The sequence below is a fragment of the Flagellimonas cixiensis genome (assembly GCF_042134615.1).
Classification (GTDB): domain Bacteria; phylum Bacteroidota; class Bacteroidia; order Flavobacteriales; family Flavobacteriaceae; genus Flagellimonas; species Flagellimonas cixiensis.
The window spans coordinates 172,814-188,136 of record NZ_CP169639.1 but is presented as its reverse complement, the minus strand read 5'-3'; the positions used below and the strand labels follow the sequence as shown (position 1 = coordinate 188,136).

Annotated in this window: 9 protein-coding genes and 1 pseudogene; 6 read left to right on the top strand and 4 right to left on the bottom strand. The window is 40.6% G+C overall.

All coding sequences use genetic code 11. The annotated features are described in order from the left end of the window. Positions 1–101: 101 nt before the first annotated feature. Positions 102–755, top strand: a complete 654-nt coding sequence (locus ABT310_RS00830; protein ID WP_375324876.1) for a DUF2461 domain-containing protein — start codon at positions 102–104, stop codon at positions 753–755. Here ABT310_RS00830 and ABT310_RS00825 read toward each other — a convergent pair. Next, a complete protein-coding gene (locus tag ABT310_RS00825) occupies positions 752–2,308 on the bottom strand; it encodes a M81 family metallopeptidase (RefSeq protein ID WP_375324875.1) in 1,557 nt (518 codons plus the stop codon). The two genes, ABT310_RS00830 and ABT310_RS00825, sit on opposite strands and share 4 nt — an antisense overlap. Before the next feature lie 124 nt (positions 2,309–2,432). On the opposite strand from ABT310_RS00825, the gene ABT310_RS00820 reads away from it, so the two are divergent. After that, a complete protein-coding gene (locus ABT310_RS00820; protein WP_375324874.1) occupies positions 2,433–3,020 on the top strand; it encodes an NUDIX domain-containing protein in 588 nt (195 codons plus the stop codon). Here ABT310_RS00820 and ABT310_RS00815 read toward each other — a convergent pair. Next, positions 3,014–4,303: a D-alanyl-D-alanine carboxypeptidase/D-alanyl-D-alanine-endopeptidase gene (locus ABT310_RS00815; protein WP_375324873.1), complete on the bottom strand. Its 1,290-nt coding sequence runs from the start codon at positions 4,301–4,303 to the stop codon at positions 3,014–3,016. The two genes, ABT310_RS00820 and ABT310_RS00815, sit on opposite strands and share 7 nt — an antisense overlap. A 119-nt stretch (positions 4,304–4,422) precedes the next feature. On the opposite strand from ABT310_RS00815, the gene ABT310_RS00810 reads away from it, so the two are divergent. Then, positions 4,423–4,620 carry a hypothetical protein gene (locus ABT310_RS00810; protein ID WP_285653588.1) on the top strand — a complete coding sequence of 66 codons (198 nt, stop codon included), beginning with the start codon at positions 4,423–4,425 and terminating at the stop codon, positions 4,618–4,620. Positions 4,621–4,648: 28 nt separating this feature from the next. On the opposite strand, the gene ABT310_RS00805 is transcribed toward ABT310_RS00810, so the two are convergent. Then, positions 4,649–5,590: a LysR substrate-binding domain-containing protein gene (locus tag ABT310_RS00805; protein ID WP_375324872.1), complete on the bottom strand. Its 942-nt coding sequence runs from the start codon at positions 5,588–5,590 to the stop codon at positions 4,649–4,651. Positions 5,591–5,751: 161 nt separating this feature from the next. Between ABT310_RS00805 and ABT310_RS00800 the strand changes: the two are divergent. The 3 genes and pseudogenes from ABT310_RS00800 to ABT310_RS00790 all read left to right on the top strand — a co-directional run. After that, positions 5,752–7,560 (top strand): annotated as a pseudogene (locus tag ABT310_RS00800) (sigma 54-interacting transcriptional regulator); the annotation flags it as partial. Positions 7,561–7,772: 212 nt separating this feature from the next. Then, a complete protein-coding gene (locus ABT310_RS00795) occupies positions 7,773–8,324 on the top strand; it encodes an OsmC family protein (protein WP_375324871.1) in 552 nt (183 codons plus the stop codon). Positions 8,325–8,397: 73 nt separating this feature from the next. Next, the gene (locus tag ABT310_RS00790; RefSeq protein WP_375324870.1) at positions 8,398–11,802 is read left to right on the top strand and encodes a 4Fe-4S binding protein; all 3,405 of its coding nucleotides are present in this window, start codon (positions 8,398–8,400) and stop codon (positions 11,800–11,802) included. Positions 11,803–11,809: 7 nt separating this feature from the next. Here ABT310_RS00790 and ABT310_RS00785 read toward each other — a convergent pair whose 3' ends face one another. After that, positions 11,810–15,151 carry an ATP-binding protein gene (locus ABT310_RS00785; RefSeq protein WP_375324869.1) on the bottom strand — a complete coding sequence of 1,114 codons (3,342 nt, stop codon included), beginning with the start codon at positions 15,149–15,151 and terminating at the stop codon, positions 11,810–11,812. Between the last annotated feature and the right edge of the window lie 172 nt (positions 15,152–15,323).

The following is a 15,323-nucleotide window of genomic DNA, read 5'->3' as shown; positions in this document are numbered from 1 at the left end:
ATTCCGCATCAGGTGCGGAATGACAATTGCCGAACTCTAAAAATCCAACCTTCTAAAAATCTGAGAACTGAAATCTGAAAAAATTCATTTCTTTTGCAAGTATGAATTTCAACGACCTGTTCCAATTTCTGGAAGAATTACAACAAAACAATACTAAAGAATGGATGGATGCCAACCGCAAATGGTATAAATCCCTTCGTAATGATTTTATCCTTTGGTTGGATGATTTGGACATGACCGTAGGGCAACTGCATGACGATTATTACCCAACACCAGGTAAAAAGGGCATCAACCGCATCAATAATAATTTGATGTTCCATCCCAACAAACCCATTTATAAGGATCATTTTGGTGCGGGATTGGACAAGGCACCCAATTCTGCCGATTTTTATATTGAAATTGGTCTAAAACACTGTTTGTTGGCAGGTGGACGCTGGCGTCCAGATTCAAAAACACTTCGCAGCATCCGAGATGCCATTGATTATAATGGAGAAGAATTGCAGGCGATCCTTGATAAATCCTCTTTTAAAAAAATGTTTGGAGGATTGTATGAGGATGAAAAGTTGGTATCATCACCCAAAGGGTTTTCCAATGATCATCCCCATATTGCGTTATTGCGCAACAAGACTTTTGCCGTAGAGCTTCAATTGAGCAAATCCGAAGTGCTTCAATCTGATTTTAAAGATAGAATCATTGAAGTTTACAAAGAAATGTTGCCTTTTCGTCAGTACCTAAATCAAGCGGTTACTGTTTAATTTGTTTCATCCGAAGCTGGAATCAATCTGGCCGAAAGGTCGGGATGCTCCATGTCTTTGTCGTAAGGAAACATGGGTCTAATGATTCTTTTATGTCCCAAACGTTCCAAATCTTGGTCCACGCCACCAGGGGTTAAGGCCATGATCCAATCGCCACGCATGTTGTACAGTTCAGGAACCAAATAGCCAATCTTAACCACAATAATATCTGTTTCACTTGGGGTAAGCCCTAAATTGGTGAAATCAGATTTGTTGTGGTACGGTTTTCTTTTCTTGGTCACGATTACACTGGCGTTGTCCACCTCAACCACCACCTCGGTTTCGGCGTGCATGTCTCCATGTTTTATGGCAGTAACTTTTCCAGTAAGCATTAATGGAGGGGCATATCTATCATCAATTTCGGCGCCAACGGGGGCGCTTACTTCACCGCCTACACCCACTTTAATGGCTTCTTCAATCAGTTTTGGTCCGGGAATGGAGGCATAAATCAATGTTTTTCCATTCGCAGCATGGAATTCTTCTCTTTTTAAAAGTTCGGTTAAGGTCCAAGTAACATCCCCAGCACCACCAGCGGTTGGGTTATCGCCCATATCACTCAACATAAAAGGCTTTTTATCGCTTGCTAAGGCAAGCTCCAAGGCCTCTTCGTACGATTTTGTGGGCGCTACAAACTCAAATTCGTTGCGAACGGCCCAAAAACTTTCTGCTAATTTTTCCGCGCCTTGGGTCACTTGTGCTTTATCATCACCTGTTACTACTACCACAGCATGATTTCGAGGTTCGTCGGCCCAAGCATAGCCAATCCAAATAGCCGCATCAATAACACCATCTTGTTGCTCCACTTCGGGAACTTTAGCATACAAACTTTTCCCAGGTTCCACACGTGTACTTGTTTTTTCTCCGGGTAGAAGAACAGGTACGGGAACCCAAGCTTTGTATTTAGGTTTTCCTTTTCCATTTTCAAGGCGGGTCACCAAATTTTCAACGGCACGTTTTTTAGATTCTATTGCATCTTCATGCGGTGCCATGCGGTAACATGTAATTAAATCGGAATGATGCGCCAATCGCTGGGACACATTGCCATGTAAATCCATGGAAGTGGAAATAAGTACATCGGTACCTACCACCTCACGTATTCTTTTGATAAGGTCGCCTTCAGGGTCATCCAATCCTACGACACTCATGGCACCATGAATATCAAAGAAAAGACCATCGTAAGGCATGTTTTCCTCCAACATGGTAAGTGTTTTGCCGACTAACGATTCATACGCTTCACGGGTAACCGTACCTCCGGGCAATGATTTCCCTACTAAAGTAGGCACCCATTCAGCGCGTTTGCGCAAAGACGAATCTACATTCATAAATGGATATCTTGTAAATATAGAGTCGCCAATTCTGGGGTGAAAAGCTTCTTCATGGGTAAGTGCAGGAGAAAAGGTGCTAGATTCTATTCCCAATCCTGCAATCGCAATTCGAGGGAGTTTATCTTCTGTTTTTTTCTCACAGCTGATTAAAATTGCCAAAAGTAGTAGGGGAAGTAAAAGCTTACGCATGTTATTTGGTTTGGTTGAGTTAATGCCCTAAATATCGTTATAATTGTGATGGTCTCAAAAAGGGATTCGAGTAAATCGGGTATATCGTTGGATAACCTTTATATTTATTTCAAACTTCTATATTTTGAATAGTAACAGAATCAGAAATATGCAGCGTGAGCTGCTTTCCGACAATTGGTACACCCTTGAAAAAATAAGCTTTGAATACCTGCGTGACGATGGGATTTGGGAAAAACAGGTGCGGGAAGCTTACGACCGTGGCAATGGAGCTGCTATTCTACTTTATAATATTAAAAAAGGAAAAGTGGTACTTACCAAACAGTTTCGAATGCCAACCTATGTAAATGGTAACGAAGATGGGATGATGGTGGAGGTCTGTGCCGGACTATTGGAAAAGGGAAATGCGGAACAATCCATTAAAATGGAAGTAGAAGAGGAGACTGGATACAAAATTGATAAGGTAGAGAAAGTATTCGAAGCATATATGTCACCGGGCTCGGTTACGGAAGTACTTCATTTTTTTATAGGTGCTTATGAAGATGCCATGAAAATAAGTGAGGGGGGAGGCGCAGAGGATGAAACCGAAAATATCGAGGTGCTGGAAATGGATTTCAAAGTAGCATTAAATATGATTCAATCAGGCGAAATCAAAGACGCTAAGACCATTATGCTTTTGCAATATGCCCAAGTTCAAGGAATTTTCAATCAATAGTTCTCGTAAAGTCCTTTTAAGGTTTCGTACATATTTCTACGGATTTCTATCGATGGCACTTTAAAATGATTGTTCATAAAACTAAATATGAGCAGTTTGCCCGATTTGGTTTTGATGTATCCACTCAAATTGTAATTATTTCCGACAGAACCCGATTTGGCGAATAGGAAGGGTTCTGTAGTTTCATCTTCCCAAGTTTCTACTGTACCGAGGGGTCCCCACATGGGCATGAGGTTAAAAAGGCGTTTTTCGGGTACTTCAACATATAATTTTTGGAGTAACTGAACAAAAGAACGAGGAGTGAACAAATTGTATCGGGAGAGCCCAGAACCGTCTACCCATCGGGGTTGTTGTTCCAAATCGCTTAGATGGTTATCCAGCATAAAATTGATGGCGGTCTTTGTACTCAAGGTATCAGAAAGGGTAGATGAAGCGGTCAACAACAATTGTTCTGCCAAAAAATTGTCGCTTTTTAGCAACATCATCTTTAAAATGGAATCGGTTTCCATTCCAAATAAAGTGTGGTGGTCGCCATTAGGAAAGTGGTCTGTCATTATAATATCCTTTTCTAAAACGGAAGCCAATAAGTGCTGTGTTAAGCTATCGTTGGTTATAAAAGGAACTTCCAAGGTATCCTTTTCAGTGGGGTCAATGTAAAAATGATTGTTCAGCTCATCTCTTTTAAAAGCTGCTTCTTGTATTTCAATTTTACCTGAAAATAAAGAAGGTGTTACTTTCAATCCTAATGAATCGGTATTAGAGATGGTCACTACATTGCCATAAAGGGGCAGTGTGGTTTTTTCTGGTGAAAAGTAGGTATCAAAATCCTCCCAAGCCCATCCAGGACCAAAACGGTCTTCGTTGTGGTTACTGGTGTAAATAGCGATAGTTTTTTGATTTTCTAACCAATGTATGGCCGTGCTGTCCAATAAATGCGGGTGCAGCCAAGAAGGATCCCCCGTGCCTTTTATAAATAAAGTGTCATTCCGAACTGCATAGGTGAGTGTGGGGATGTTTTTGGGAAGCAACTTTATAGCTGAATATAGGGTGACAATCTTGGTGTTGCTGGCCGGTGTAAAATACTTGTCTCCATTATGGTCAAAAACATCTTTATGGGTTTTGGCATCCACGACCACAAGCCCGTGAAAAGAGTTGCTCAAGCTTTCGTCCTCTAATTTGGAATTCAGTGATTTTTTGATGGAAACACAGCTTGTAAGTGTGAAAATAAACACTAATAAACTGATAATTAGATTATTGTATTTTGGTTTATTATTTATAATCATTTAAGTTGTTCGTCGATTTTAACAACAATTTATTTATTTTTTCACAAGATTTTGATTCAATCAATCTGGTTTTTTGCTAATTTAGAACACAACCAATTTCCCAATTTAAATAAAACACTATGCCAAGAGCTATGTTAGATTACACCAAAACCATCCTCCAAAAGGTGAGTTTTGATGTTAAACTTTTCACGCGGGAACTTCAAAAAGCCATTAAAACGTTGTTGCCAAGTGAAGTTGAGGAACTTAAAATCTGGTTACATTTTTACATTTTAGACAAACCAGAATTACAACCTACATTATTAGTCTTAAAATCTTAAAAACCATGAGCCGCTTATAGCGGCTCTTTTATTTTTTGGACAAAGGACTAATAATGTTCACATCCTGAAACGCGATGGCACCACGAACTATGCTGGAAATCACATCGCGCAACGCATCCGTTATCTGTATTTTTAATTCACTTTTATGGTAAATAAGGCTAATTTCCCTTGCTGGAGGGGGACTTTTAAAAGCTTTTAGGTTTTTCTTTTTCGATTCCTCCAAATGTAAAGTGTTCAAGTAAGGAAGCAAGGTCATCCCCATACCCTCATCGGACAAACTTACCAAAGTCTCAAAACTGCCACTTTCAATCTTAAAATGCTCCCCATTTAGTTTTTGTGTGTTTTTACAAAGGTTAATTACCCCCTCGCGAAAGCAATGCCCATCCTGAAGCAATAGAATATCGCTCACCTCCAAATGACTGGTTGATAGCTCCTTTTCTGCACCCAATCGGTGATTTTCGGGTACGTACCCTACAAAAGGTTCATAATATAAGGGGCGTTCTTTTATAAACTCAATTTCCAATGGTGTTGCCGCAATACCAGCATCCAAATGACCATCCAGAATATTTTTAATCAAGGTGTTGGTAGGCTGCTCCTTAATAATAAGGTTCACTTTCGGGTATTTTTTAATAAAAGTGTTCAAGAACATGGGTAACAAGGTGGGCATCACCGTTGGAATGATTCCCAAAGTGTAATCACCCCCGATAAAACCTTTATCCTGATCTACAATATCTTTGATACGGTCTGCCTCGGCCACTATATTTTTAGCTTGTGCCACGATTTTCTTCCCAACTTCGGTAATGGTAATGGGTTTTTTGCTTCGGTCAAAAATCAAAACATCCAATTCGTCTTCCAGTTTTTGAACCTGCATACTTAAAGTAGGCTGGGTCACAAAACTTTTTTCAGCGGCAAGGGTGAAGTTTTTATGCTCAGCCACTGCAAGTACGTATTGCAATTGGGTAATGGTCATTCTCTATAAGTTTAGGGAATAAAGGTATTAAAAACCATCAATTGAATCTATGGTTTATCAAGGCTTTGTTTCATCGTTTTTAACCTTTAAAGCGCAAAAAGAACAACCTATTGGAGGGTTTTGGCGTCAAATCTTTATATTTAGTTGATCAATCTTTAACCATGTCCAATTCACAACTTCTTGACTTAGTGAATTTTTTGAAAGAGATTCCCTTTTTTTCGGAAGTGGATAAGGTTTCCCTTTTGCAATTATGTAAAGAATCGGAAGAACAGATTTACGGAAATAAGCACCGAATCATTGAAAAAGGTGAATTGGGTGATGGCATGTACGCTATTTTAAAGGGTAAGGTCAAAGTTCATGATAAGGACCATGAATTCGGAACACTTTCCCAAGGCGAATGTTTTGGTGAATATGCGTTGCTCGACTCCAATCCAAGGTCGGTTTCTGTTACGGCTTTGGAAGAAACAAGGGTTTTGAAGATTGCATCATCCAGTTTTAAACATCTGATTGAAACCGAACCGGGATTTGTCACTGGAATTTTGTCGGTACTCATCAAACGAAATCGCGAACTCGACATTACACAAGAAAAATTAGCGGCCTCTAAAAAGGAAATTGAATTGACCCATGCCAAAATGAGTGGTTTAATAGATGGCGCATTGGATGCCATTCTTATGTTCGATGCCAATTTTAGGGTGATTTTGGCCAATGGTTCAGCTAAGGAAATTTTGGAAAACAAAGATGTACTGCAACGTAATGTGCTCTATTTTTTTGACGATGAAGGTGGAGATTTGATTGAATCTTTGATTCAAGAGCACGGGAGTACTACCAAAATGAGTCGGTATCTGCCAAAACCTATTAAGGTAATCGGTTCACAAGGCAAAGAAACGGTGAACGAAGGTACTTTGGGAAGTTATGGTTCAGGGGAAGAGGCATTTTATACCCTTATATTAAGAAGTATTGATGATCGCTTGAAGGCAGAACATCAAATTTCCTCATTGCAGCACAAAACAGAATATTTACAGGAAGAAATTAAAGAGCTTACCGAAGACCATGGCATTATTGCCCAGCATGACTCTATGAAAAATGTGTTGGATATGGTGCAGCAAGTGGCACATACCACGGCTACAGTACTTGTTTATGGTGAAACGGGAACGGGAAAGGAGTTGGTGGCAAGGGCCATTCACCAAGCCAGTAACCGAAAAGATGGGCCGCTGATTCGAGTAAACTGTGGGGCAATTCCAGCCAATTTGATTGAAAGTGAACTATTTGGGCATGAGAAAGGGGCATTTACAGGCGCCACTAGTAGTAGAAAGGGACGCTTTTTGTTGGCAGACAAGGGAACTATTTTCTTGGATGAGATAGGGGAGCTTCCACTGGATCTTCAGCCAAAACTTTTACGAGTGATACAGGAAGGGGAATTTGACCCTGTGGGCAGTTCCATCACACAAAAGGTAGATGTAAGGATTGTGGCTGCCACCCATCGCAATTTATTGGAGCTTTCCAGTGAAGGGAAATTCAGGGAGGATTTGTTTTACAGGCTCAATGTGTTTCCCATTATTGTTCCTCCTTTACGAAATCGTGGCAACGATGTTTGCTTGATTGCTGAAAGTATGGTGAAGCGTTTTAGTACTAAAATGAACAGGCCTGTTCATCCACTTACAGCCAAGCAAAAAAAGTTATTATTGGATTACCCTTGGCCGGGCAATGTTCGTGAACTTCAAAATTTGGTGGAACGCGCTGTAATCGTTTCCAAAAATGGTGTTATTGATTGGGAAGAAATCATACCGCATGCAGATGCTCCCAAAAGCACTTCTGTTGAAATTGAGTTGGACCATATTCTTACCGCCGAAGAATTAAATCAACTGGAGCGTAACAATATTTTAAAGGCACTAAGAAAAACCCATTGGAAAATTTCTGGCGAAAAAGGGGCGGCCGCACTTCTTGGCATACCCCCAACCACACTTTCTTCAAAAATCAAGGCACTTGGCATAGCTAGACCAGTGTGATTTACGATATTCCGTAATTTATTTAACGATATTTCGTTAATATTCGATATTTCGTTAATGTTTTTATACGATAAAAACGAATTAAGTTATTGATAATAAGGTTTTTATGTTTTTTGGCACAGCAAATGCTTATACTCAGGCAAATGTTAATCAATTAATCTTAAAAACAAAAAACAATGATTACAACAGCAAACATTAAAAACGGAGTAAACGTAGATCAGTTAGTAGGAACTATCAACGCAGTTCAGGAAAACCCATCTTTGGCAAACTTTGAGTTCAGAGCCAAAAACAATTGGATCGATGGTGGACATTGTGTTACCAGTATCAAAGATTATTACGGTGTAGGTGAGGAGCACCCAACCCGTGAAGGTGATTTCACTTTGGAGGCTGACCACGTAGAAGTGCTATTAGGTAAAGACCAAGCGCCAAACCCTGCAGAGATCGTATTGCACGCTTTGGGTTCTTGTTTAACTGGAGCTATGGCTTACCATGCTGCTGCCAACGGTATCGAAATTGAAGGTATGGAGTCCAGATTGACTGGAGATGTTGACCTTCACGGTTTTTTGGGACTAGACCCAGAAGTAAGAAAGGGATTCAACGGAATTACTGTAAAGTTCAAAGTAAAGAGCGATGCCTCCGAGGATCAGTTGAGAGCCTTGTCTCAATTCTCTCCCGTGTTCGATATGTTGACCAAACCAACACCTGTAACCATCGAGTTCGAAAAGTAATTGAAATCCATAGGCCGCCTTGTTCTTAAATCACGAGGTGGCCTTTTTTAATGCAATCCATTAGTTAAAACCCATGAAAAACAAAGAGCACATCATTGTCAATGCCAACCAGGCAGTCGCTCATATCGCGTATATGACCAATGAGGTTTTTCCCATTTATCCCATAACACCATCCTCTGAAATGGCAGAGTTGGTGGAGGAGTGGAGTGCTCATCATCAAAAAAATATATTCGGTAATGTACCTACCGCATTTGAAATGCAAAGTGAGGCCGGTGTAGCGGGAGCTATGCACGGAGCCCTCCAAACGGGGTCATTATCGAGCACTTTTACAGCATCACAAGGCTTATTGTTGATGTTGCCCAATATGCACAAAATTGCAGGGGAATTAACCCCGAATGTGATTCATGTGGCTACCAGGGCCATAGCTTCCCATGCTTTATCCGTTTTCGGAGATCATAGCGATGTCATGTCCGCCAGAAATACAGGATATGCTTTTTTGGCCTCCGCATCCGTGCAAGAAGCCATGGATTTTGCTTTGATTGCCAAAGCGGCTACGTTAGAATCACGAGTACCTTTTCTTCACTTTTTCGATGGATTTAGAACTTCCCATGAAGTTTCCACCATTGAAAAGGTAAACAATGATGTGATCAAGTCCATGATCAAACCAAATTTGGTTCAGGAACATCAGAATAGAAGCTTAAACCCAAACAACCCTCATATTTCTGGAACCTCACAAGGTCCGGATGTTTTCTTTCAAAGTAGGGAAGCAGTAAATCCTTATTACAACAATTGTCCATGGATCGTTCAGCAAAAAATGGATGAATTCTATCATTTGACGGGTCGTTCCTACAAAGTTTTTGAATATGTAGGTCATCCAGAGGCAGAACAGGTAATCGTTTCCATGGCATCGTCCACTCAGACAATTGAAGAAACCATTAAGGTTTTAAATGCCAACGGAGAAAAAATAGGCGTCGTAAAGGTTCGGTTGTTCCGCCCTTTCAGTGCCGATATGTTGCTTCAGAGTATCCCATCGAGCTGTACATCCATCGCAGTCCTCGACCGCACAAAAGAAGCAGGTTCCAACGGTGAGCCGTTATACTTGGATGTGGTGAATTCGGTTTTCAAGTCCACGAAATTTAAATCATTGCCCAAAGTTTTTGGCGGAAGATATGGATTGGCCTCCAAAGAGTTTAACCCATCCATGGTAAAAAGTATGGTAGATGATCTAAAAACAGGAAGTTTAAAATCCCCATTCACTGTTGGAATACAAGATGATGTGACCCAATTAAGTCTTCCTATTTCCAATTTTAAAACTCGGTTTAAAGGGTTAGAAGCACTCTTCTTTGAAACCAAATCGAGAAAAACACAGCAATACTTTGATGGTTTCCTGAAATATGTGGGCGATGGCAATGAACAATTTGTTCAGGGATATATGGAAATCGATTATAAAAAATCAAATTCCAAAGCAGTGACCAATTTACGGGTGGCCCAACAGCCCATTAAAGCACCCTATACAATTTCTGAAGCCCAATTTTTAGGTTTCGAAGATATAACCTTATTAAAGGAAGAAGGAAATCAAATACGAGTGAAGCAAGGCGGAACTGTTCTGGTACAATCCCAATTGGATTCCTCGGCGTTTTGGAAAGAACTGCCCCAAGCTACTCAAAAAGTATTGTTTGAAAAGGGAGTTCAACTTTATATTGTCAACCCGAATGAAACGAGCTTCGAAAACACCTTGTTGCAGGATTGCTTTTTAGCGCTAACACCCGATTTTAAAAGCTTGATTTCTGGTCAAACCTTAGTTGAGAAAATTCAAAAAGTAGAAATGCCAACAATTCTTGAGTGCAAGCTCCAAAATGCTTTTGACGAAACCTTTTCCAATTCTTTGTTGGGTCAACTATTGGCCAATAACGGACATCAGGTTTCAGTTAGCCAATTGCCTGCAGATGGGGTGTATCCAACAGGAACTTCCATTTTCAACAAAAGAAAAGTGGAGGGGATATTGCCCATTTGGAATACTGAAAATTGCATTCAATGCGGGGCTTGCAGTATGGCTTGTCCATCAGGAGCCCTTAGAATGAAGGTTTACAATGAAGAAGTAAAGGATTCAACTCCGAACCAATGGAAAGAGGTAGAGGCAAATCTTGACCTTCCACAAATGGATTTGAAGTATTTATCCATTCAAATTAATCCTGACCAGTGTACCGCTTGCGAAAATTGTGTGGATGCCTGCACTGATAACGCTTTGCAAATGCAACCTAGGGAACAGTATTTGGACACAAGTAATGAAAATTGGGACTTTTTTGAGCAAATTCCAGAGTTGGACAGAAGCTTGATCAATGTTCAAGATGTTGCCCAACAGCAATTGCAAGAGCCATTATTCAAATATCCAATGGGTGTCGATGGTTGTGGGGAAGCTCCATATATAAAATTACTATCCCAATTATTCGGTGACCGCATGTTAGTGGCCAATGCCACAGGTGCAAGCTCTATTTTTGGTGGTGCCTTGCCCACTACACCTTGGAGTAAAAATGAAAAAGGTCAAGGTCCAGCATGGTCTAATTCCTTGTTTGAGGATAATGCAGAGTTCGGTTTGGGTTTTCGATTGTCACTAGATCAGCAAGCAGAGCAGGCAAAGAATTTGCTTCAAAACATGAGTGATAATGTTGGTAATGAATTGGTGGGGCAGATTTTGACGGCCAATCAATATTCAGAAGTAGAAATATCATTGCAACGCAACCGAGTTGCCCAATTGAAGGCTAAACTTAAAGAAATTCATTCCCCAATTGCCAAGAGACTACTTTCCATGGTCGACAGTTTAGTGAAAAAAAGTGTTTGGATTGTTGGGGGTGACGGATGGGCCTATGATATTGGATACGGCGGACTAGATCATGTACTAGCTTCTGGAAAAAACATCAATATATTGGTTTTGGACAATGAAGTGTACTCCAATACAGGAGGTCAAAAATCCAAGGCAACACCATATGGTGCCAAAGCAAAGTTTGCTGCCAAAGGGCAACTGAAACATAAGAAAGATTTGGGGCAGATGGCCATGCAATACCCTGACGTGTACGTGGCTTCGGTTGCCATGGGAGCGAATCAACAGCACACCTTGAAGGCATTTTTGGAAGCGGAACAACATAACGGGCCTTCATTGATCATTGCCTATTGCCATAGCCCGGAACATGGAGTGGATATGAAGCAACCATCAAAATATCATAAGGCCGCTGTGGCCTCTGGTCAATGGTTGCTCTATCGCAATATTCCCAACGAAAATTGGATGGAAAATACCTTTGTTTTGGATTCGAAACCACCAAGTATTCCCATTGAAAGCTATCTAGGAATGCAGGATCGGTTCAATACTTTTGTGCGAAACAATCCAGAACACCTTCAAGAAGCACAGGGATTTGTGGATAATCGCTTTCGACACTATCAAAAATTGGCTTCAAAGAAAATTGAGGAATTGGTAACCTATTGATTCCATATTAAATCAGTACGGAGCCCGAAGTCCAATCTTCGGGAGGACCAAGAACAGCATACTTTTTAGCGCGCTCATTAAAATAATGGGCCACGGTATCTCCAGGATTTTTGTACAACACCCATTGGAAAGCTGTTGCTGCTTCATCGAACTGGCAATCGTAATACAAGGCTATCCCTTGATCGTAATGCGCTTTGGTTTCCAACTTCAACGAAATCTTTTGAATGGAATCCCCATCGATACACTCATAAATCTCAATGGATTTTTGTTTGCCTTTCACCCGTACCTTTCCTAAAAATCTAAAGTTAAAATCTGATGGAGTTTGCATTTGGTTCAAAGTGTCTCCACTAATGATAATATTGGCGCCAAAATGTTTGGTAACCCCTTCCACTCGAGAGGCACAGTTTACTGTATCCGAAATAACTGCAGGGTCATTTCTTTTGCTGTCACCGATAATCCCCATGATCAATGGCCCCGTGTGCAACCCAATACCTATGGAAAGTGGTCGATACCCCTTTTCTTCAACACGCCTTTTATTGTACAGTGCCAAAGCTCGTTGCATTTCAATAGCGGCATCCAAAGCCCCTTCTGGACTTTTTGGAAAAAGAGCCATGATGCCATCGCCCAAATATTGATTTACAAAACCTTCATTTTCTTTGATAATGGGCCCCATTCTTCCTACGTAGGCATTCACAAACTTAAAGTTTTGCTGAGGGGTCATGCTTTCCGATAGGGTGGTGTAGTCCCGAATATCTGAGAATAGAACTGTAACTTCTTTTTCCGCATAATCCCCCAATTGCACATCGGTGATGGATTCTTTTCCGATGGATTTCACAAATTCGGAGGGCACAAATTTGGAGGTGGCCCTGTGGATAATATTTAGATTTAAATGCGTTTTGATTCGGCTCAAAAGCTCCCCTTTGGAAAAAGGTTTGGTAAGATAATCGTTGGCTCCAGCGTTAAATCCGCTCACTAGGTCGGTCACTGTGTTTTTGGCTGTCAATAGGATTACAGGTAGCTCGGTGGACAGGTATTTCTCCCTGATTTTTTCACAGACCTCATAACCGGAAGTTCCTGGCATCATCACATCTAGGAGTACCAAGTTTATTGGGGTTCCTTGCTGAACAATCTTAAGGGCTTCTATTCCCGAACCAGCTTCCATAATTTGATACCCCGCCATTTTGAGATGATTTTCGAGCACCCTTCGATTTACGGGTTCATCATCTACTATAAGAATTGTTGGTGCATCCTGTAAAGTAGTGTTTTCGTCGATTACATTTATGGTTTCGGTCTCGTTGTAATCTTGAATTGGGGTAACCATTTCAGGCTTGTCTGTGGTCAAGCCTTCATAGTCTTCACGTTTTGTTTTGCTCAGGGGCAGGGTAAAGGTGAAAATGGAACCTTTTCCCTTTTTGGAATCAACGGTAATGGTTCCCCCGTGGAGCTCCACCAGTTTTTTGGTGACCGAAAGTCCAAGTCCTGTTCCGCCGTATTCACGTTCTGTGGACCCATCAACTTGCTCAAACGAATCAAAAATACGGTCTATTTTATCGTCGGGAATACCAATTCCGGTATCGGAAACGGAAATGGACAACATCTCTTTATTTACGGCAGCATGGAGGGTGATAACACCTTTCTCCGTGAATTTAATCGCATTGCCAATAAGGTTGTGCATAATTTGCTGCAATCGGTTTTCATCGGCATCAATAAGTGGGGTATCCTTGGGAATGGAATTGATCAATTTTAATTTTTTATCCTGGGTCAACGGTCTTGAAAGTCGCAACACAATATTCGAAATGGCATAAATATCGACGGGTTTAATGGAAAGGTTGAGGTCTTTGTTTTTGAGCTTGGAAAAATCCAAAATGTCGTTGACCAAATGGGAAAGTCGTTTTCCACTGTTGATGATCATTTCGAGGTTTTGCAAGGCTGATTTTGACATTTTGCCTGCCACGCCGTCTTTTAATCCTTCGCTCAACCCAATAATACCGACCAAAGGAGTGCGAAGCTCGTGCGAAGTGTTGGCCAAAAACTCATCTTTCAGCGTATTGATTTTTTCAAGTTCCAATACACGTTGTTTCTCAATTTCGGTACGTTTTTTCTCAACTTCAATGGCACGTTTTTTCTCATCCAAAACCTGTTTCTCTCGCTGTTTTTGTTTGAATCGCCTAAAAGAGTATAAAAAAGCCAACATGGTACCGATTGCGATGGCGATAATGAAGTTTCGTAATGTTTTTTGTCTTTCGAGTCTTAAATCATTGATTTCTGCATCTTTTTGAAGTGAGGCAATGGCATTTTGTTGTTTTTCGGTGTCATATCGAACTTGAAGTTCCTCAATCTGCTTGGATTTAGCCACATTAAAAAGACTGTCTTTTAAAGAGATGGCTTCATTTTTAAAAGCTAAAGCTTGCTCATATTCGCCTGAAGCTTCGTGGATTTTTGAAAGTAATTCATAATTTTCCTGAAGTTGGGTTTTAGCTCCAATTTCTTCGGAAATTTGAATGGCTCTTTCGATGTTTTCCTTGGCAAGCGGATAGTTTTTTAACTCTAAATGTATCAAGGCGATTTGGTTGTGACTCATGGCCAGTTCCAACTTCATTCCCAATTTTTCGCGAAGTTCAAGTGCTCTTTGGTGGTAATCCAAGGATTGTGAATAATTTTTTTGGTGGCCATAAACCTTTCCTATCGCTTCGTAATCAAAGGCTTTCCCCCAATCACTGTTCATTTCCTCATCCAGCTGTAAAGCACGAAAAAAATAGGAGCGAGCCTCCATATAATTCTCTTGTTGCAGATAGGTATCTCCAATATTGAACAGACAATTGGCCATTTCAATCTTATCACCCAGATCGGAGAAGATTTTGAGGGCACTTTGATAATTTTCCATTGCTTCATCCATCTTGCCCGTGTTTTTTAGGATTTCTCCAATGGCATTTTGGGTGGTGGCAATACTGAAAGGATCATTATGCTCTTGGTAAATCTTTAAAATGTCGTAATAGATCTCCAAGCTTTTTCCCATATCTCCCAGATTATCCAGAATCACAGCTTTTTGGTACAATCCGTTGGCCACAGAAAAGGGTTTGTTGGTTTGTCTTGAATAATCTAAATATTCTTCAATGTGCTCCAACGCTGAACCATAATTCCCTTTTTGTCTATCTAGCACAGCATATTGGTAATGTGCAATGGAAATGCCCCAAGGCATTTTATTGTTTTTGCTAATGGTATTAAAGCTGTCGATATATTTTTTGGCTGTCTCTAGGTCCCCTCGATTGTTCAGGTATTCCCAAGAAATATTTTTTAGTACACTAATACGGGCAGAATCGGAATTAACCGTTCTTAGTTGGTTTTGCAAAGAGTCAAGCCGTGAGGTTTGTCCAAACGTAAATGCGCTCCACGTTAAAAAAAGAATGGACAATATTTGGCCAACTTGTTTGATAGTTTGCTATTTAAGGTTGATTGTGAGTAAATTAAATGTAGTATTAAAAACCATAGCCACCAAAAAAAGCCCCGACATTGGTCGGGGC

Coding starts and splice junctions, on each gene's coding strand:
- ABT310_RS00805 (WP_375324872.1), bottom strand. CDS start 5,590: ATGACCATTACCCAATTGCAATACGTACTTGCAGTGGCTGAGCATAAA.
- ABT310_RS00790 (WP_375324870.1), top strand. CDS start 8,398: ATGAAAAACAAAGAGCACATCATTGTCAATGCCAACCAGGCAGTCGCT.
- ABT310_RS00825 (WP_375324875.1), bottom strand. CDS start 2,308: ATGCGTAAGCTTTTACTTCCCCTACTACTTTTGGCAATTTTAATCAGC.
- ABT310_RS00815 (WP_375324873.1), bottom strand. CDS start 4,303: ATGATTATAAATAATAAACCAAAATACAATAATCTAATTATCAGTTTA.
- ABT310_RS00830 (WP_375324876.1), top strand. CDS start 102: ATGAATTTCAACGACCTGTTCCAATTTCTGGAAGAATTACAACAAAAC.
- ABT310_RS00795 (WP_375324871.1), top strand. CDS start 7,773: ATGATTACAACAGCAAACATTAAAAACGGAGTAAACGTAGATCAGTTA.
- ABT310_RS00810 (WP_285653588.1), top strand. CDS start 4,423: ATGCCAAGAGCTATGTTAGATTACACCAAAACCATCCTCCAAAAGGTG.